Origin of the sequence: Leptothoe sp. LEGE 181152, assembly GCF_032906605.1 — a bacterium.
GTDB lineage: Bacteria > Cyanobacteriota > Cyanobacteriia > Phormidesmidales > Phormidesmidaceae > Leptothoe > Leptothoe turfae.
On the sequence record NZ_JASATU010000008.1, the window covers coordinates 153,384 to 172,240 of the forward strand.

Below are 18,857 nucleotides of genomic sequence, written 5' to 3' on the forward strand. Positions count from 1 at the left end.
AAATAGTCCTATAAAGCAAACGATGCCGAAGGTTGACGAATTGATGCCTGACAAATGGGAAGTGTTTCTAAAGCTGTTGGATGAGTTGCAAAATATGCATTGAGATAATTGCAACCCCGAGCTAACAACTTATCAAGATTATCAGAACTCCATATCCTTGCAGTACCATCAAAGCTTGCCGTAACAATATGCTCACCATTTTGACTAAATGCAGTATCCATAACCCAATGTTTGTGACCTTGCAAATTTTGTAATAACTCTCCTGTCTCAACATCCCAAACTTTTGCAGTGCGATCATCACTTGCAGTAACAAGACGCTTACTATCAGTACTGAATCGAACTTTATTGACTGCTAGGCCTTGATGTCCTCGTAATACTTGCAAAACTTCACCTTTGTGAGCATTCCATAGCCTTACGATACCTTTATTCCCTGAAGTAGCAATATAGTTTCCATCAGGACTAAAGCTTGCATTTCTGAGTATATCTAGGGGAACTTGAATCGTATAAATCAGCTCTCCTGTTTGAGGGTTCCAAACCTTTGCAGTACCATCAAGACTTGCCGTCACTACACGCCTTCCATTGTGGTTAAAGCTTACGCTCATAACCCAATTATTATGGCCTTCCAATACTTGAATTAATTTGCCAGCAGTAATATCCCAAACCCTTGCAGTACCATCATCACTTGCAGTAACAAGATACTGACTATCAGGGCTAATGCTTACATCACCTACCACATCTTGATGACCTTCTAAAATGTGGAGCAAATCTCCAGTAGTAACATTCCAAACTCTTGCAGTACCATCCTCACTAGTCGTGACAATATACTGGCCATTAGAGCTAAACTTTGTGTTCGTTAATGGTCCTTGATGACCTTGTAATACATGAAGAAGTCTACCATTACTGCTTTCCCAAAGTCTTGCAGTACCATCAAAACTTGAAGTAACAATACGCTGATCATCAGGACTAAAGCTTCCGTTCATTACCCAATTTTGATGCCCTTGTAATGTATGGAGAAGTTTTCCAGTTTCAGTATTCCAAATTCTGGCAGTACCATCCTTACTAGTCGTAACTATTTGTTGTGTATTAGCGCTAAAGTTGACACGCATCACATCCTTTTGATGCCCCATTAGCGTTAGTGGGTCAATCTTTTTGCTAATGGTCCATAATCGTGCAGTGTGATCATGGCTTACGGTGATAATTTGCTGGTTATCAGGACTAAATTCAGCATTAGTTACTACTGGATCTTGATGACCTCGCAGTATTTGGAGAAGTTTGCCAGTATGTGTATCCCAAAGTCGAGAAGTCTGATCACCACTCGCAGTAGCAATATGTTTCCCATCAGAACTGAAACTGGCATTTGTAATTAAACCTTGATGTCCTTGTAGGACATGGATTGTTTCTCCTGTGTCAACATCCCATATGCGTGCGGTATTATCTTGGCTCGCAGTAACAATATGCTTCCCATCAGGACTGAAATTGGCATTTATAATTAAACCTTGATGTCCTTGTAGGACATGGATTATTTCTCCTGTGTCAACATCCCATGTGCGTGCAGTATTATCTTGGCTCGCAGTAACAATATGCTTCCCATCAGGACTGAAATTGGCATTTATAATTAAACCTTGATGTCCTTGTAGGACATGGATTATTTCTCCTGTGTCAACATCCCACATGCGTGCAGTATTATCTCGGCTCGCAGTAATAATATGCTTCCCATCAGGACTGAAATTGGCATTTATCACTGCATTTTGATGCCCTTCCAAAGTTTGTAAGACCTCTCCTGTTTTAACATTCCATATACGAACAACATTATCTTTACTTGCAGTAGTAATACGCTGTCCATTAGGACTAAAACTAGCTCGATATCCTTGTAGGACATGGATTGTTCTACCTGTCTCAACATTCCATATGCGTGCGGTATGATCAGCACTCGCTGTGACAATATATTGACCATCAGGACTGAAACTCGCTTTCGTAACATTGCCTTGATGGCCTTGTAGGACATGGATTGTTCTACCTGTCTCAACATTCCATATGCGTGCGGTATGATCAGCACTCGCTGTAACAATATACCGACCATCAGGGCTGAAATTACCATCAAGAACTCTTCCTTGATGCCCTTTAAACTGATTGAGTTCTCTTATTTCACGTAAGATAGTATCCAATGCCACAATAGGACTGTAGGCGGGATACTGGTAGATCTCATCTGATTTTTGGAAATCTTTTATCTCCAATTGTTTGAGTTTTTGTGCGGCTTCGAGCACACTCACTAATGTATTTAAGGGTTCTGCTGAAAAATTTCTTAGAGCCGATTGTCCTTGCCTTTCTAATTCTAATCCTTTTCTGGCTCTCGTTAAACTTGTTTCTGCATAAATCTGTTCCTCTTGGGCATTACGCAGATTCTCTGCTGCATCTTCAGCCAATTGTTCTGCACTATTTAGTTCCAGCTGTGCAGCCTCTACCGCCGCTTGAGCTATCTGAACATCTTGCAAGGCTACCTGTTCTTTCTGCTGTGCCGCTAACAAATTTTCATTAGCCTGTTGAGCTTCTTTCTTAGATTTCTCTGCCTCACCCTCAAACTTCTTAGCATCCTTCTCAGCTTTTTCGGCATCTCTCTCCAAAGCCTGCGCATCCCTTTCTAGAGTTTGCTTGTCTCTTTCTAAGGTTTCATTATCTACCAATAGTTGAGCATTCTCAGTAGCAGCTTGTTCAGCTTCTGTCTGAGCCTCTTCTGCCACAGCCAATCGATTAACAGCTATCCCACCCGCAATCACAGCTCCCACAATGCTGCTCGCTAGCAAATACCCGCCCCACCGCAGCCGCTGTCCCGTCTTCCTTAACTGACTTTTCTGAACCTGAAGCTGTTGCTCTTTTTCATGCAGTTCTTCATCCGCTTTTTTAAGTCGCGCTTCGGCTTCCTTATTAGCAGCTGCTAAAATCGCTTTCGCCTGCTGCTCAGCAGATAAAACCTTTCTCAGTTCTCGCCGCCCCAACTCTTGACTCGCATCCAAAAATAGCCGATCATCATCGCTTAAACGCTTTCCGGCTGCCCAAGTCCGTGCCTGTTGCAATGCCTCCCCCTGCAACAACAGAGCTTCATCCTGTCGCCCAGAGGCTATCCATGCAGCAATCGCTGTTCCATAAGGCCGGAGCTTTAACAACCCAGCATCAATCCACTCCTGATCAAATACCGCCCTATAAATCGGGTTTGCCACTCGCAAATAATTCTGTTCTTCCCGTATCAACCCCGACAGCCGCAGCTCAATCTGTTCATCACTACCATCTGCTACAATCTCCTCCGCCTGCAAAACCCGCTGATATAGCCCTAACAGCCGCCCAGTTCTCTCCTCATCTGCAAGAATCCGATCCCGAATCGTCTTCAAATGCACCGACACATCCTGGGCTTCCCAGTCATCAATCACCCGCGATTGCACCAGCTGTGCAACTAAATCCGCCTCACTACCAGTGGCAATAGTGAACTGTGAAACAGTAATTAACTGACATAACCGCTGGGTCAAAAACGGCTGCCCTTTTGTCCAGTGCAAAATCTCATGCAATACGGCTGCCGGGTTCTCAGCGACACTTTCCAAACCTGCGGCCAGAGGATTAATTTCCTTAGCCTGAAACCCTTTCAGATCGATCAGCCGACCACCAATGTTAAACGACGTGCGCGTCTTATCCCGAATCAAATCATTCGGTGTTGCCACCCCCAGTAGCACAAAGCTCAGCCGCTCAAACGCATTTACATCCGACCGCTCCTGATAAAACGACCGAATCAGCGCAAAAAAGTCATCGTTAAAGTCAAACTTAAACAGACTGTCGATTTCATCGATAAAAATAATAATCGGTCCAGGCCGTTCCCTTAGTAATACGTCCTCAACAAACTCACTAAACCGCTGCACTGGCGATAGACCATCTCGCTCTCGCCACCAAGGGAGTACTTTTACCGATAGCCCTAAGCTGCGGCTTAGCCGACGGATCAAACCCAAATACCACTGTTCCGAGGTGGCTCCTTCACCTACAATGCTGCTGACTTCGAGCACACCGCAGGCGATTCCTTCTGCTTTGAGACGCTGCATCACCTGGACTCGCAGACTAGATTTACCCATCTGCCGCGAGTTAAACACATAGCAGTACTCTCCCGCTTTCAGGGCGTCATATAGCTCTTTATCTGCCTGTCGAGTCACATAGGTAGGCGCATCCTGCCTGAGAGCACCACCCACCGTGTACTGATACGCTGCAGCCATAGCTTACCCCTCCAAGTGCTCCCTAAAATACTCACGATAAATTTCACACAGCGGCGATGCCTGATTCCCTGATAGCGTTACCAACCCCATACTCTCCAACTTAAACGAAGACTCCGCATCAATATCCACCGGACGACGTTTCGTTACCACCTGCCGAAACGCCTCCGCCAGCTGCGGATAATCCTGTAGCACATACAAATGTCGCCGCAGATGATCACTATAAATTCCCGCTTCCGTCGCTGCTGTTTCAGTTAATGCATTTATACTCAAATCATCCCGCCGCAGATGATATAGCGCTTTACGAATCAAATAGGGATGTCCCCCCACCAACTCCATTAATGCCTCAGTTTGACTCGCACTGGCTGATAACCCATATCTTTGAGCCAAATCCTGCACCTGCTCCGCCGAAAACTCTTCCAGCTCTACATTTTTGCCCACATTAAACGGCGACTGGTTAATATTCAACGGCACATAGGCTTCGGTTGAATGCACCACCACCAGCCGTAATTTCTCCCATAGCTCGCTACCAAAATCCCCATAGCGTGCCGACTCATACCAGGACCGCAACAACCCAAAGAAATCATCCGCCACGGTGGCATGGGGAAACACCATGTCCACTTCGTCTAGTGCCAGAATCAAGGGCGTATCTAAATCCTCTAGCAAACACTCTTCAAAGTAGGCAATGCATTTGTCTTTACTCCCAAAGCCCATCCAATAATCTTCTAGTTCCTTAAGCTTTTTCAACCGCCTGCCCACCTGAGAGCACAACCACTTCAGCAGCAAATCCAAGTCATTGAATAACCGACTGTCTGCCCGCTGAAAACTCACCGGCACCGTTGCATACCCTAACTCCCGCCCGTGGTTCAAAATCCGAGCCATCAGGGATGTCTTACCCATTTGCCGCGGTGCTTTAATCCTAATCAACGAGCCTGGCTGTTCAATCTCAGCAAAACAATCCTTTTCAATCGGCGGACGATCTACATAGAGGCCAGACTTGAGTGGCACCGAGCCCCCTGGCTCTCGCTGTAGTTCCGGTTCAGCCACCGGTAGCGGCGGTCGATCGATGCTATCGGCCACCGGTCGGATGTGAACTGCAGACTCGGTCTCAGCCGGGGCAATGTCCCGCTGCGCCTTGTGCTCCTGCATTAGCGACTGCAACTCCTGCAACAAGGCAGGCGTATCTGCGGCTGAGTGCCATTCCCTCTGCTGAATTTGCTGTAAATATCCCCGCAGTTCATAGTTCAGCGGGTCATCCATGGGAAACTGCACCCGAATGGGCAAAATCACCGGTCGATTACGCCGATCCCGCAGACTCCGCGCCCGCTTCACCTCTTCGGTTACCATTTCACTGGTGGCTGACAAAGGCGATAGCAGCAACAAGAAATAATCACACTGGTGCAGTTCAGTACTGATGCGTTTGCGCCAATTTTCCCCTAACTTGATGCTCTCTGCCGCCATAAAGGCTTCATGGCCAGCTGCCTGAAACGCATCGTAAAAGTCCTGGGCGAGGTCCTTATCCGGAGCCTCATCGCGATAGCTAATGAAAATCCGCCGTGTGGCAGTTCGACTGTCTGAAGGGCTAGCTTTACTGCCGAACCGATCATCAATGACCTTGCCAGCACGGGTCCGTAGAACGGGTGTGGCTACTTCCTCAGTAATGTCTTCTAAATCAATGGCTGTACGCCCCATTTCATAAGCGGCTTCATAGGAGCTGCTATGACCCAGGGCAGTGTAAAATCCCCGTGCAAAACTAATGGCCGCTACATCGCCAATGGGCTGATTCATGCCAATGACACAAGATACAAACTGGCTAATGGCTTGGGCCTGACTATCGGAATAGCAGGCATTGAGCAAGACACACTCCACATTGGAGACCTGCTGAAATAAGCGTGCCAGGGCTCGCGTCGGCACCAGCTGACTCCGACCTCGACTATCATCTAGGACTAAGCCATGATCACCAACACCATGCCCGACAAAATGCACAATGTGAGGCTGGTGGGACATCAGTGCTTGAATTAGATCCTCAGTGCGGACGGCCCATTCTGAAACGATTTGAAACTGATCCCGTTCTTTGGATAGCTGGATACTGCGCTGAATACTACGCACTTCTTCATCTAGACTCAGCCTGGCTGTATCACTAGGATTGGCCGCCAGCACCAAAATTTTGCGCAATGGTAGTTTGGCATTTAAGGGCATAGTAAAACAACTTAGCAGTGGCCAATCAGAAATTTATTCCTTTACCTAAAATTACACAAATTTTAGTTGATGTCTTACTCCGAAGACATCTGTTTACATAGGTCACATACTTATGACGGCTGTTTGATGTTTTGCGGTTTTATTTGAAGATTTGGGCAGATGCTCTAATGAATTCTGCAATCGCTGCACTTAGCTTTGTAGTTTTCTGACCTCATATTGGGATAGCCTAATTTGCCTGGATCAGAGGTTATGGCAAGGTCAATTGTATTTGTTCTGCATTGGTCTCCTGTAGGGGCTGTGCCTTGTGCCTGCCCCGTGACATCATGTGCTATTAACCAGGATTAAGCAGGTCATAATCACCGAGATTGCCAAGTTCCATGAAATCCAAAGGGAATAATCTCGGGGAGTTCCAACACACAAACTGGGCCTGCTTCCAGGTTGTCTGCTTGTAAAAGCTGGACGGTACTTTGGTCGTGATTGCCATCAAAGACAACGGTGAGAATCCAGCCAGAACCTTGAGAGTTAGGAACGTAGATTGGTTCGATGGGATAGCAGCCTTTGGGAAATGTCATGAGGTTGGTATGGCCATCGTCAGGGTCTAAACAGCCAATACTGTCGAAGTATTCTTCGTTTTTGGGATTGGCTTTGTAGCAGAAAAAGAGAGATTTATGGTGATGCCCTACATCATTGGGAGATGTCATGGGGAATTCGCTGTCTAGGTCAAACAGTGTTTCGTTGGATAAGACTTTGCCTGCGATCGCATCAATCTGTAATCGAAAAAGTTTTGATGAGGCCTGGGTTTTGGGAAATCCGGTGACAAATTCTTGGAGCCACTGATTGGTATCAAAATTTGAGTAGCGGGCGTAGTCGATGATAATAGAGCCATCGTCTGCTTGATAGCCGTTGCCAAAGTGCCATTGATACCAGGGATCGGTGGCAAACCGTGAGACTTCTGTTAGGGTATTGCGGTCGACAATGATAACTTGGGTGCCATGTTGGGGTTTCCACGCCATGGCATCGCTAAAACCCTTGGTTCCTAACAGGATGGGCAATACTGATAAAACTACGGGTGGGATCAGAAAAACCAGATAAGGGCCTGCTATGACAAAGTCGTGGACTAAGGTGGTCCGAGGTAGTGGAATCTGGCTTTGTTGGCGCATCTGGCCAGAGGCATCAAGGCGGTATAGCTGAATGGAGTTTTTAGCACCGAGGACAACGCCAAAATTGTAGATGTCTCCGGTTTTTGGATCCCGTTTGGGGTGAGCTGAAAAGGGCTGCCCTGGCTGTAGGTAGCCCAAGTTATCTAAGCCGATGGTGTCTAGGGTGTCTAGATCTAAGGCATGAGGGTTACCCGCTTCCCAAAGGGCCAGGAGCTTATCGGGTAGGGCTAACACAGAGGTGTTGGCTGCATTTTTGGGCTGAGTGCCCCAGCGTTTCCAAAACGGGCCGGGGGCCATTTGTCCATAGCCCGCATATAAATATTCGTCAGCGGCGGCTTCTGCCTGGAATCCCTGGGTTTGAACGTAGCGATACAGCCCGGTTGCCCCTGCATCGGTAAAGTGGATGGCCAGGATGCCGCCATCGCCATCAAACCAATGGTGGGTGGTTTGTCCGCCACGCTGTAGACGGCCTGCTCCATTGCGGTACAGGCTACCTCGCAAGTCTGTTGGGATTTGCCCCGCTAAAACGGGTAGGGTAACGGGGCCAAATTCGACGGCAGGTTTTGCGATCGCACGAGACCAGAGGGGTTTACCTTGGCCAAAGGTGTCGCGATCTCGCGTGGGGGCTTGCATCACAGTTTCGGGGGCATCAACATTTACCAGTATAGGGATGCAGATGATATCAACTAATCTGTTATTAGATAAACGCTTGCAGTTCCTGGCGTAGTCTCTGATAAAGCTGATTCTGAGTTTCGCCCAGGGCCTCACGGGCGTCTTTGCGTTTTTGGAGGCTATAAAACAGGGCTAGATTGCGTAGCTGATCGGCATCGGGAATTAAATTATGATCAAAGTTTGGATGCCTGGCTGTGTTATCCATTTGCCCATTGGTGGAGCCTAGGACAGCGGCTAATTTCTGGTGGCGTAGGGCTATTGCTTCATTGCTGCCCACCCGGATGGGGGCTGGCACCACTTTGACAACAATATAGTCGTGGGGAAATGGCTGGGTGCCATCTTCGGGAGTTTGTAGCTGTAGCTTATGCAGCTTAAACTTAGAGCCATCTACAGTCTCTTTGAAAAAGACATAGGCTCCATACCGTAGACGTGCTTCCCCTTCTCCCCCATCGCCATATAGATCGAGACTACTAAGAAAGATGCGGCGTTTTTCTTTTCTGACGGTGTTTACTTTCTGCATAACATCGAAGGTAACACCACCAAAGGGTAAAAAGGAGCTGAGAACCATACCAAAGGTATTTTTGATGGTTTGAAGACCCTGGCCAATGTCTTTGTTCAGGCTAATCTCCCCGGGGAGTTCCATGATCTCCACTTCCAGATGGACTCGGTCCAGGGTGGAATACTTTTCTTGCGAGTAGATATACTCACACAGCAGATTGTCTCTGACGATGCCGGCTGGAACGTCATTCTCGAAGAAGTTAATGGCTTCTACCATGGGAGCATTGCCATACTTGAGACGAGAACGGACCAGCAGATCGTTATCGCTTCTACTGTCGTAGGTTTTTACAATTAACAGACTCTCTAAGGTGACGAGAAATGAATCTCCTTCTTTGGCAACAGGATCTGTCGCAGATGGCTTGGCATCTGCGGGCCTGAGGGATGCTCCTGTGGCTGCATCTAACTCATTTAAGGGAATAAACCAATGGGGAGTGGGGTGCATATTTTCAGTGCCGATTTCTATACCGTTTAGGGCTAACGCATCATCATGGTTAGAGAGCGTTAGCCATACTCAATAAAAGCTCAAGCCTTTGAAAAATTGAGCAATACGGTACAGTATCGCCTCTTACCTCAGTTTACCCGCGCTCATGGGGAGCTTCGGGATATTTTAGGTATTCTTTACTGGGTGAGGGAGCCTACCCTGAGCGTGTCGAAGGGGGGCATGGGGATTACTTGGCGGGGCGGTATTCGAACTGGGCACGGATAATGCCGTGGTCTGAGGAGCCGTCTTCTTTGTGGTTGTCCCAATTGAGGTGGTCGTTGCTGACATCCATGCCCTTAAAGGCCCACAGACGCTGGCGTGAGTTGTCGTAAAATTCTTGGGATACCAGAATATGATCTAATGACTCTCGGAAGTTTTGGTAGATGTGGGTGTAGTACACGTTGCGATCGCTACGGTACTGCTGTAGCCGACTCACTGCATAAAGGTCCACATCGCTACCGCCCTGTTCTAATCCACTCAAAATATAGTTGGGCTGTCCAGTCAAAATATTTAGGGTATTGCTGCTTTCCCCATCGTTGAGATCCCCCAGAACGACCACTGGCTCATGGGTATTTTTCATGCGTTCTGTCAGAATCATCCGCAGGGCCGTAGCTTCGGCTGTACGGCGAATGGTGGAAATGGCTGAGCCTAGGGCTTCACTATGCTGTCTATAGTATTCATCTGCATCCCGGTACCAGCCTTCGCGGTAGACCTTAGTGGGGGCTTTGGACTTAAAGTGAGCGACGTAGATGGAGATGGGAGACGATTGCGATCGCACCTGCACCTGAAAATGCAGGACTGGTCGGGAGAATCTGTTTACATTGACAGAGATGCCTGATGTTTGGGCGTCATCGCCACCGCTTTCCAAAATAAATTTCTCTGGAAATGCGTCGATCCATTGGGGCTCGCCAACCAGAATATCTTTGCGTACTGCCCCGGCACAGACAATCCGCTGTCCACGATGGTCTTCAGGCACTAAGAGCTGATAATCGTCCAGTTTTTTATGGTCGAAAATATCTTCTAGTGCACCTGTGTGCCAGAGTTCCTGGAATCCCCAAACATCGGCCTCATTGTTGAGAATGGTACGACGGCTCCACTCTAGCTTGCGTTCGTAGGCTCCTTTATCCCAGCCGTCTAAATCAGAATAGATTCTTAGGCCTGGACGGTTAATGTTGTATAGATTAAATGTCGCAATGGTGAACTGGGTACGTCGGGCCATGGGAGTGCTAACGAATAGGGCTAAAAATAAGACAATTTGAGCGGTTTTGCAGACAATCTTGCAGACAATCTTGCAGGCAACCTTGCAAACAATCTCTAATTCCTACGGTTCTTAGGAGTTAGATTTCTGACTGTATTAAAGGCATTAAAGATGCTGCATTAAACGACTTGCTACGGCCCGATTCACGGACTACCAGACGTTTTAGACGTTTTTGTCCGTTTGCGCGGTTGTAAAGGATTCACAATTTCATAAGGATCACTCCATTCACTGAGCGATAGCTGTAGACCTGTTAGGGGCAAGCGAATGTCGTTGAGGGTGAGCTGGCCAATGTGTTCCAGGTGCTGGTGATACTGCCGTTGTCGGTTTTTCCAACGGTGAGAATTGTGATATTTGCGATGACAGGAGCCGCAAAGCAAAGCCACCGGGTCTGATCCCGTTTGTTTTGATGCAGTCTTGTGCTGAACAGTGGGGGTATGCTTCTGCAGTTTGGTCACGTGGAGGGCCCAGCGGCGTGGGTGGGCTGCGATCGCCTCTACTTCATTACCAATGCGTGCAGCAAAATCGTCCAGGGATTCGTCATGACGCCGACAGTGTCGTCCACAGGTCCTGCATTGCCAATTTGCCGCTTGCTTGAGTGCAAGGGCATGGGATGGTTTTGCATTGTGGCTGGACGATGGCATTAACGTAGAAACACATTGGTCTTGCGCCATAGCTTAGCGCTAAATGACAGTTTTGCAAGGGGGGCATCGCCAAATACATCTGTAGGCTTGATAGTTTCAGCCTATGTGCAGGCTAAACTAACGAGCCTGTATGACCCGCACAAACGATGAATCCACGATGCGGGGCTGCCCGTCGATCAGCTGCACTGTAAATGTGCGTGCTTCTCTCTGGATTGCGCCATCGCTATACACATAGGTGTTCTGGCCCTCAAACTCGATGCCTTCGGAGGTTTGGTTTTTGATTCGCAAATTCTCAACCGAGACCTGCTGAAACTGTTGAAAGAATTCGGGGTTAAAATTCTGGGCTACGCTGCCACTGGTTTGTGCCTTGGCCTGATCCCAGGCCTGACTGGATAGATAGGCATAAAAAGTCGTGACAACGGTTTGGGCCGTGGCTGGCGTCAGGGCTGCTGCTGGCGGCTCCGGTGACTCTGTTGTCGGAGCCTCATCCGGCACTATTTCTGCGTCTAGTTCCCCAGGGGGCTCGCTTGCTTCAATGGCAACTGGTTCCTCCATGGGGGGACTCTCTGAGGTGTCTAGAGCTGGGGTCTCCAGGTCCTCAAGGGGGGCTGCCTCTGTAACAGGAGGCTCAACAACCGGAGCCTCAACCGGAGCTGGTTCTGTTGGTGCCGTGGGCGATTGACTGGCGACTGGAACCTCAGCGGTATTCGAGGTGGCTGATGTGCAGGCTCGCCCCATTAGGAGGCCGATGCCCAAGATGGCTACACCGATGATAATGGCTGGTATCTTCTTAATCGTGTTAGTCGTGTTAGTCGTGTTAGTCGTATTAGTCGTGGACGGCGGCGGTACGACCTCTGTAGCCATGGAGGTTTTGGCCCGGTTTGGCGGCTGGGGCTGGGGGGCCATTGCCGGTACCGTCAGCGCGGTGGGCTGAGCTGGTGGAGCCGGTCTGCGTGCGCCGGATGTGGCACTTGCCCCGGTGCCAGTCGCATATTGCCCTAGGCCCTGCGGCAAAGACTGTAGGGCCCTGAGAGCTTCCTTGGCTGATGGATAACGCGTACGGAAGTCGTAACGTACCATGGTGTCTAAAATCGTGATCAGCTCCAGGGGACTATGGGGCACATAGCGATGCCATTCCAGTTCTCCGGTTTGGGCATTGGGCATTAACTGCCTAGGCGGTTGGCCGGTGAGGGCCTGAATGCCCATAATGCCAACGGCATACACATCGCTGCTGAACTGGGGTTGACCGATTAATTGCTCATTGGGCATGTAGCCCTGGGTGCCAATGGAAATGGTGTGGCTAACGCCAGACCCTGCCGGTTGAGTACCGGCTTGCTTAACCGCGCCAAAGTCGATGACAACGATGCGATGATCGCTTTGTCGGCGGATCAGGTTGGATGGTTTTAAGTCTCGATGGATCACCCGATTGTCATGGACAAAGGCCAGGGTTTCTAGCACATCGGCCAGGAAATCAATGACTTTAGGAATGTCCCAGGGGGCTGTTTTGAACTCGCCCTCCAGGGAATGGCCTTCAATCAATTCTTGGGCCAGGTAAAACTCTCGATTTTCTTCAAAGTGGGCCAGTAAGTGGGGAATCTGTGGATAGGACCCCAGCTGGTAAAGAACTTTAGCTTCTGTATCAAATAGCCGCCGAGCAACCTGTAATCCTTTAGCATCTTCCACCTGGGGTTTGAGCTGCTTGACCACACACAATGGATGCCCTGGCAGGTGCAAATCCTGGGCTCGGAAGGTTTGGCCAAAGCCGCCACTGCCTAACTGCTCGACGATTTTGTACCGGCTACCTAGGGGTTGGTCTGATCCAGATTGGCGGGATCGGAGGAAGTTTAGGTCCATGGGGATTAGCAGGCAGAGTGAGCAGCAGAATCAGGAAAGGAAAACAAGGGGGGTCAATGGGTTGTGTCCCGGCGGTAATTGGGATTGGGGACAACGATTTCGGTTTTAATTTCGGTGTCGCCCTCCGTGATGTCTTGGTTTGAAATTACTGGATCTGAGGGTGATTCTATATCTTTCTCCAGGGCAGCTGGTGAATCTTGATAAAACTGATAGAGGGCCTGGCTGGCCTCGAAGTCTTGACCTTCGATGGTGGTGGCGATCAGCCCCTTATGCAGTAACCATTTGCCGACTAATGTGGCTCCTTCATGGGTGTAATCCCGTTTTTGCTCTAGCCATTCTACAGCCGCTGTGCCGGTAAAGTATGTGGGGTCACTGTCCGGTTCCTCTGGATGAGGTTGCAGGGTGATACCCTGTGGTCCTTGCAGGGCATCGGCCAGGGCTTCTAGATCAAGATTTACCAAAAAGTCAGGCAGTGGTGACTTGGGGTCTACCGTTTGCTCAACGGGTGGCTCGATGGGGGCCTCGGGGACTTCTGCTGTCGTGTCGGTGGCTGGGGGAATGTAGGGGGAGGGGATACTGCGGTAGCCGTCCGAAATACCAATGGACTGCTGTTTAAGGAGTTCTAGAATGTCGTCTAGTTGGGGCGATCGCAAGTGTAGATCCTGCTGAGGAAATGGCACCTCAATATCGTAGTGGCGCAGGCTGGCCTCGATGGCGTAGTTAAGGTCGCTTTTGACGCGAAATTGTTTGCGGGGTTCTCCCGTCCACACCATAATGTCAAAATTTAGGGCACTATCGCCAAAACTTTGGAACCAGACTTCTGGCTCAGGTCGCAACAAGACTTCAGGATGACGTTTAACGGCTTCTAACAGGGCGGTTTTTACCTGGGAAATGTTAGAACCATAGGCAACACTGACCGGCACCCGCAAACGAGAGATCGAGTCACCGTGACTCCAGTTAATGACTTCACTCTCTAGAAAACGAGAGTTTGGCACAATAATGGTGACTTTATCTAGCGTGTTAATCTCTGTGCTACGGGCTCCCACCTGCTTGACAATGCCAACTAAGTCGCCAATTTTAATAAAGTCTCCCACTTGAATCGGGCGCTCTAGGGTGATGATAAAGCCGCTGATAAAGTTGTTGGTAATGTTCTGAACACCAAAACCAATACCTAGACCCAACAAACTGGCTAAAATTGTCAGGGAGCTGGCGTCAATTCCCAACAGCTGTAGCAGAACAATAATGCCCAAAAACAGCAGAACATATTGAACTAGAGCGCTGAGAATATCTTGCAGTCGGGCTTCGACTTGGGCTCTGCGGAGGATATAGGTGCGGAAGAGTCTAGAGATTAACCGGGCGGCAAACCAAAGTCCAATGGTGAGGGCTAGCAGCAGCACCATTCTTAAGGCAGAGTATTGGTTGTCGCCCAGGGTGATGCTTTCGGCAGTCAGCAGGGTGGCAATGGTATGACGCCATCTACGTAGCTCTGGAAACAGATCGGTGATGTAAATGGCAAATGTCAGCCACAGGCCTCCTTTTAAGCTGATTAACCCCAGCCGCCAGAAGAACGTAATGGGTCTTTCCCATACGGTGAATGGGCCGGTGGTGGTGGTAAACCACTGGGTTAGGAAGCGAGAACTGATGCGACCAAAGGTGCGGAGGAAGAGGTGAATTGTCATCGCAATTCCCAACACCATTAGACTGTAAAGTAAGGCCCGGCGTAAATAGTTGGGCCGTCGTTCTAGCTGCCCTCTACGGATAGCGGCTTCTAGCTCGTTTGCCCAATCTTCAGCCTGCTGTTCCAGACGATAGCCAGGCCTACTTAAATCCACCTGGGTGACGGTGGCTATCAGGTCTTCACCGTCTTCACCCTGGCTTTGGAGATAAACTAACCCCGTCTCTTCATCAACAACAACTTCAATATTGGGTGGTTCAGGTTTCTGTACTTCTTCCCTTAACCGTTTATTAATGCTGTTGGCTCGTTCAAGGGGAGTGAAATCAGCCACTCCACGGACATCAAAAACTCTCCGTCCATTGACCACAACTTCTGCTGTCGATCTGTCTATTGGCTCGTCCACCTCAACTGTCTGAGACTGAGCCGGTAGTGTCAAGTTTCCCCAGGTAAAAACCACCAGGGATAGACAAAGCAAAACCCAATATTTGCAGCGGCGCACCAAGGGGGTAACTCTATGGTCTTGTGGGCTATGGTTTTGTGGGAATCTCAAGGGCACCAATTTCCATATTGGAGAGGTTTAAAGATGATTCTGCCGGGTCGTCAAGGGTGGGGCGAGCTCGGTTTAATAATGCCTGGCCTCCCAGCCATAAACCGATGCCCATTAACAGTAGAATGCCACCCCCGATCAGCCATCCTAGAATAGCGTTGGGCTCTGCGGTTGCCATCTCACTTTTAGCCAGGTGGCTATACTCACGATTTAATTCAGTAGAATTCGCATCGGTGGTGTTGATAATCATGGCCGTTAACTTAAACGGACCAATGCGGATGGTGTCTTTAGGTTTAAAGATTTGACCATTTTTCTGAATGGGTCGACCGTTGAGAAAAGTGCCATTGGCGCTTTTGTCTGAAAGGTATAGCTGCCGGTTGGTCATGGAAATCACCGCATGGCATCGCGATACCTGCTGGTGGATCAATTCCAAATGAGATACCGGTTGATTTTCTAGCTGTGTTGGCATTTTGCTAGTTTCACGGCCAATGGCAACGGGCAGTTGACGCGAAGCATACTGGGATTCTCCCGTCACCGGATCTTCCCAGTTAAATTGGATAACGACCGGTTCACCTGACATGGGGGCGTTTGTTCTAACGATACGACGGTTTCGAGGACGATCTTACTCTACTCGTTATAAAGACGGGATGTATTTAAATTCAGTTCAGAAAAGTCAGTTCAGAAATTTCAGGGGTAGTGGTCGGTCAGCAGGACTGTCTATTTCGCAGGCTAGTTCTTAGGTGAAATCGCTAGGTTAGGACCGTACATCTGCCTAACTTAGTAACTCTATTAACGACTGCCCATCATGCGTTTGCTGAGGGTATGGGGGCAATTATATTAAATCCACTTCAGGCATTACTGCTCTTGGGATCGCCGTATGAACCTGATACAACTATTGGGTGTTAAATCTAAAGAAACACTCGGAGGCCGATACAAACTTATCCAACCCCTTGGTCAGGGTGGGTTTGGCCATACCTTTTTAGCAACCGACTTACATTTACCTGATCATCCAACCTGTGTCATTAAGCAGCTCAAGCCCCATCTACAGGATGCTGAGAGCTTAACGACGGCTAGACGTCTGTTTGAAACGGAGGCCCGGGTGCTTTACCAGCTGGGTGAGCACTCTCAGATTCCGCGTTTGCTGGCTCACTTTGAAGATGGCCAAGAGTTTTATCTAGCCCAGGAGCTGATTGAGGGAGAGTCTCTGTCTACGTTGATTCAACCGGGGCAACCCTGGTCTGAAGCTAGGGTTCGTCAGTTGCTGATAGAAATGATGACCCCCCTGGCCTTTGTCCATGGGCAAGGGGTGATTCATCGCGATCTCAAACCGTCTAACTTGATCCACCGTCGAGCCGATGGTCATATGGTGCTGATTGACTTTGGGGCCGTTAAACAGGTCAGTGAGAGGCGGGAAAATGGCGAAGTTACGCGTACTATTTCCATTGGCACCCAGGGGTATATGCCTAATGAACAACTGGCTGGCAATCCCTGGTTTAGTAGCGATATTTATGCTGCAGGTATGATCTGCTTGCAGGCGTTGACGGGGACTCGACCCCACTTGCTACAGCGTGACCCTCGCACCAGCGAAGTTCTCTGGCAGAGTCCTGATTTAGACATTAGTGATGCCTTTCAGGCCGTTTTGGCGCGCATGGTGCGCTATGACTATCGCGATCGCTATCCAACGGCAACGGAGGTTTTGACTGACCTACGGTCTTTACCGGCGATGGCGAGTGAACCCATTGCGACTGGTGCTGTCAGTGGATTACCCACCCAGATGGCTGCGCCCGCAAAGCCCTCTAATAGCCCAGGGATAACACCAGCCTCGGACCAGGGCCAAATTGAAACAGTCTCCATATCAGCGCCAACTCAAACGTTACCCATTGAAAAGCTTCAAGCAGTTACTCGCTCTCTGCAAGATGCCACCCAGGCCACTGTTGAGGCGTTGCCCACCCTGCTAAATAGTCGCCAAAGCCGCTGGTCAATTTTGGGATTAAGCATTGTGGCCGTCGTGGCATTGGGGTTGGTACGCAATGGCCAAACCTCTGCCAACCTCACCTCCCAGCCTGAAGCTGCGCCTACGGTAGCGGTAGCTCCTGCTGAAGCGACTCCGGCATCTGAAGCCGAGTCTCCCCAGACTGCAGAGGGTAGTCCATCGGCGGATTCTGAGCCTGGGAGTGCCGCTGTAGAACCCGCTACTCCAGGGGCTACAGCAGTGCCGACCGCAGCACCGACCGCAGCACCAAAGACACCCACAAAAGTGGCGGCACCGGCCCAGCCCGCTGCCCAGCCCGTTGCCCAACCATCCTTAGATGAGCTTTTCGCCAAGGCCAGTGATTTGCGCGATCGCAACCACTATAAAGAAGCGCTTCAGGTGTATGACCAGTTGGTGGAACGCAGCCCCGACAAGGTGGAAGCCCATTGGGGACGGTGCTATAGCCTGAATCAATTGCAGAACTATGGTCAGGCGGTTGAAGCCTGTGAGCTGGCCCTGGCGATCGCCCCTGACAATATCCAAGCATTGTGGAGTAAAGGCTATGCCCTGGAACAGCAGGGACAACCCCAGGCCGCATTGGTTTTATATGACCAGACTTTGGACATCGACCCCAGTTACACCGAAGCGTGGAACAATCGAGGCGGCATTATGTTGCAACAGCAACGGTTCCAGGATGCGCTAACTGCCTACGATCGTGCCCTTGAACTGGATCCGAATTTTGCAGAAGCCTGGAGTAATCGGGGAGCAGCCCTGTGGGGACTGCGGCGGTTTGATGCTGCGATCGCATCCATCGAAAAAGCCATTGAACTACAGCCAGATTATCCAGAGGCCCAGGCATTACGAACCCAAATTCGTCAAAAACTAGGTCGTTGAAGCGGTCGAGCATTATTACCCAACACTTGATGAAACATTTCAATCTGTTGGGCCGATGCTTCGATGGGGTTCACCATCATTAGCCAGGTTACCCCTTCAGAACAGGGAGGTGTTGTCAGAGAACCGCTGTAGCGCACCAGTGTTCGCTCCGTTGGTAGCAGGTTGCCCGGATTCACCATGGCAGAAGCACTAATCTGTTCTCCCGATTGTTTAGGCAGATGCTGGCCTAGAACAGCGAGTTCCGGCTGTTCTAAGCCTGGCGTGATCCACACCCCCACAACGACTAACGCTTGAGTCTCGGCATGACGGTGCACCAGGTGCAACTCCATCGGATAGGGCGCGCCACCGTCAGTGTGTTCGCTGGGGGTGTGAAAGTGAAATTGACTCAGATTATAGACCTGATCATCAAGGGTGAGAGAGCAGCGGTCATTACCAGTTTCCTGAATGGTACGACCATTGTTGAGCAGGGAAATGGGCATGGGTCGATAGTCAAAACTGACTGTCTCTTCGGTCGCCGTAGTTTTGTCGATCTGGATGGGAGATTGCCGCTGACCGTCACCGCAGATGTGGTAATCACTAGATAGCGTAGACCAGTGGGCAGGCCCTTGATCACCGTCATAGCCCCAGAGAATACTTGCAAGACTGAGCTGAAGAAAGTCACGTCGCGTTAGCAGGGGGCCGAACATAAACTACTAAAGCCGC

11 protein-coding genes are annotated in these 18,857 nt (G+C 49.6%); 1 reads left to right on the plus strand and 10 read right to left on the minus strand.

Annotated elements, in window-relative coordinates; translation table 11 throughout:
- Window positions 1–8: 8 nt before the first annotated feature.
- From QGP82_RS04950 to QGP82_RS04990, 9 genes are all read right to left on the minus strand, one after another.
- Complete coding sequence (locus tag QGP82_RS04950; protein ID WP_499057409.1) at window positions 9–4,247, minus strand: beta-propeller domain-containing protein; 4,239 nt, start codon at window positions 4,245–4,247, stop codon at window positions 9–11.
- 3 nt (window positions 4,248–4,250) lie between these two features.
- A complete protein-coding gene (locus tag QGP82_RS04955) occupies window positions 4,251–6,443 on the minus strand; it encodes an AAA-like domain-containing protein (protein ID WP_499057411.1) in 2,193 nt (730 codons plus the stop codon).
- Window positions 6,444–6,799: 356 nt separating this feature from the next.
- Complete coding sequence (locus tag QGP82_RS04960) at window positions 6,800–8,236, minus strand: carotenoid oxygenase family protein (protein WP_499057414.1); 1,437 nt, start codon at window positions 8,234–8,236, stop codon at window positions 6,800–6,802.
- A gap of 64 nt (window positions 8,237–8,300) precedes the next feature.
- Entirely contained in the window at window positions 8,301–9,275 is a 975-nt protein-coding gene (locus QGP82_RS04965) for a hypothetical protein (RefSeq protein WP_163669142.1), read from the minus strand.
- Window positions 9,276–9,501: 226 nt separating this feature from the next.
- Window positions 9,502–10,533, minus strand: coding sequence for an endonuclease/exonuclease/phosphatase family protein (locus QGP82_RS04970; RefSeq protein ID WP_499057416.1), 1,032 nt, complete (start codon window positions 10,531–10,533; stop codon window positions 9,502–9,504).
- A gap of 182 nt (window positions 10,534–10,715) precedes the next feature.
- Window positions 10,716–11,243, minus strand: a complete 528-nt coding sequence (locus QGP82_RS04975; RefSeq protein ID WP_163702800.1) for a hypothetical protein — start codon at window positions 11,241–11,243, stop codon at window positions 10,716–10,718.
- Between the two features lie 87 nt (window positions 11,244–11,330).
- Window positions 11,331–13,067, minus strand: a complete 1,737-nt coding sequence (locus QGP82_RS04980) for a protein kinase domain-containing protein (RefSeq protein WP_499057418.1) — start codon at window positions 13,065–13,067, stop codon at window positions 11,331–11,333.
- A 53-nt stretch (window positions 13,068–13,120) separates the two neighbouring features.
- Window positions 13,121–15,241, minus strand: a complete 2,121-nt coding sequence (locus tag QGP82_RS04985; protein WP_499057480.1) for a mechanosensitive ion channel domain-containing protein — start codon at window positions 15,239–15,241, stop codon at window positions 13,121–13,123.
- A 28-nt stretch (window positions 15,242–15,269) separates the two neighbouring features.
- Window positions 15,270–15,869 (minus strand): FHA domain-containing protein, encoded by a 600-nt coding sequence (locus tag QGP82_RS04990; RefSeq protein ID WP_163669146.1) that lies wholly within the window; start codon window positions 15,867–15,869, stop codon window positions 15,270–15,272.
- Window positions 15,870–16,166: 297 nt separating this feature from the next.
- Between QGP82_RS04990 and QGP82_RS04995 the strand changes: the two genes are divergently transcribed.
- Window positions 16,167–18,155, plus strand: a complete 1,989-nt coding sequence (locus tag QGP82_RS04995; RefSeq protein ID WP_499057420.1) for a protein kinase domain-containing protein — start codon at window positions 16,167–16,169, stop codon at window positions 18,153–18,155.
- On the opposite strand, the gene QGP82_RS05000 is transcribed toward QGP82_RS04995, so the two are convergent.
- A complete protein-coding gene (locus QGP82_RS05000) occupies window positions 18,137–18,841 on the minus strand; it encodes a carbonic anhydrase (RefSeq protein ID WP_163669148.1) in 705 nt (234 codons plus the stop codon). The genes QGP82_RS04995 and QGP82_RS05000 overlap by 19 nt on opposite strands.
- Between the last annotated feature and the right edge of the window lie 16 nt (window positions 18,842–18,857).

What these genes read in the sequence shown, in the direction of transcription:
- QGP82_RS04970 (WP_499057416.1), bottom strand. Translation starts at nt 10,533, where the DNA reads ATGGCCCGACGTACCCAGTTCACCATTGCGACATTTAATCTATACAAC.
- QGP82_RS04975 (WP_163702800.1), bottom strand. Translation starts at nt 11,243, where the DNA reads ATGGCGCAAGACCAATGTGTTTCTACGTTAATGCCATCGTCCAGCCAC.
- QGP82_RS04955 (WP_499057411.1), bottom strand. Translation starts at nt 6,443, where the DNA reads ATGCCCTTAAATGCCAAACTACCATTGCGCAAAATTTTGGTGCTGGCG.
- QGP82_RS04995 (WP_499057420.1), top strand. Translation starts at nt 16,167, where the DNA reads ATGAACCTGATACAACTATTGGGTGTTAAATCTAAAGAAACACTCGGA.
- QGP82_RS05000 (WP_163669148.1), bottom strand. Translation starts at nt 18,841, where the DNA reads ATGTTCGGCCCCCTGCTAACGCGACGTGACTTTCTTCAGCTCAGTCTT.
- QGP82_RS04960 (WP_499057414.1), bottom strand. Translation starts at nt 8,236, where the DNA reads ATGCAAGCCCCCACGCGAGATCGCGACACCTTTGGCCAAGGTAAACCC.
- QGP82_RS04990 (WP_163669146.1), bottom strand. Translation starts at nt 15,869, where the DNA reads ATGTCAGGTGAACCGGTCGTTATCCAATTTAACTGGGAAGATCCGGTG.
- QGP82_RS04980 (WP_499057418.1), bottom strand. Translation starts at nt 13,067, where the DNA reads ATGGACCTAAACTTCCTCCGATCCCGCCAATCTGGATCAGACCAACCC.
- QGP82_RS04965 (WP_163669142.1), bottom strand. Translation starts at nt 9,275, where the DNA reads ATGCACCCCACTCCCCATTGGTTTATTCCCTTAAATGAGTTAGATGCA.
- QGP82_RS04950 (WP_499057409.1), bottom strand. Translation starts at nt 4,247, where the DNA reads ATGGCTGCAGCGTATCAGTACACGGTGGGTGGTGCTCTCAGGCAGGAT.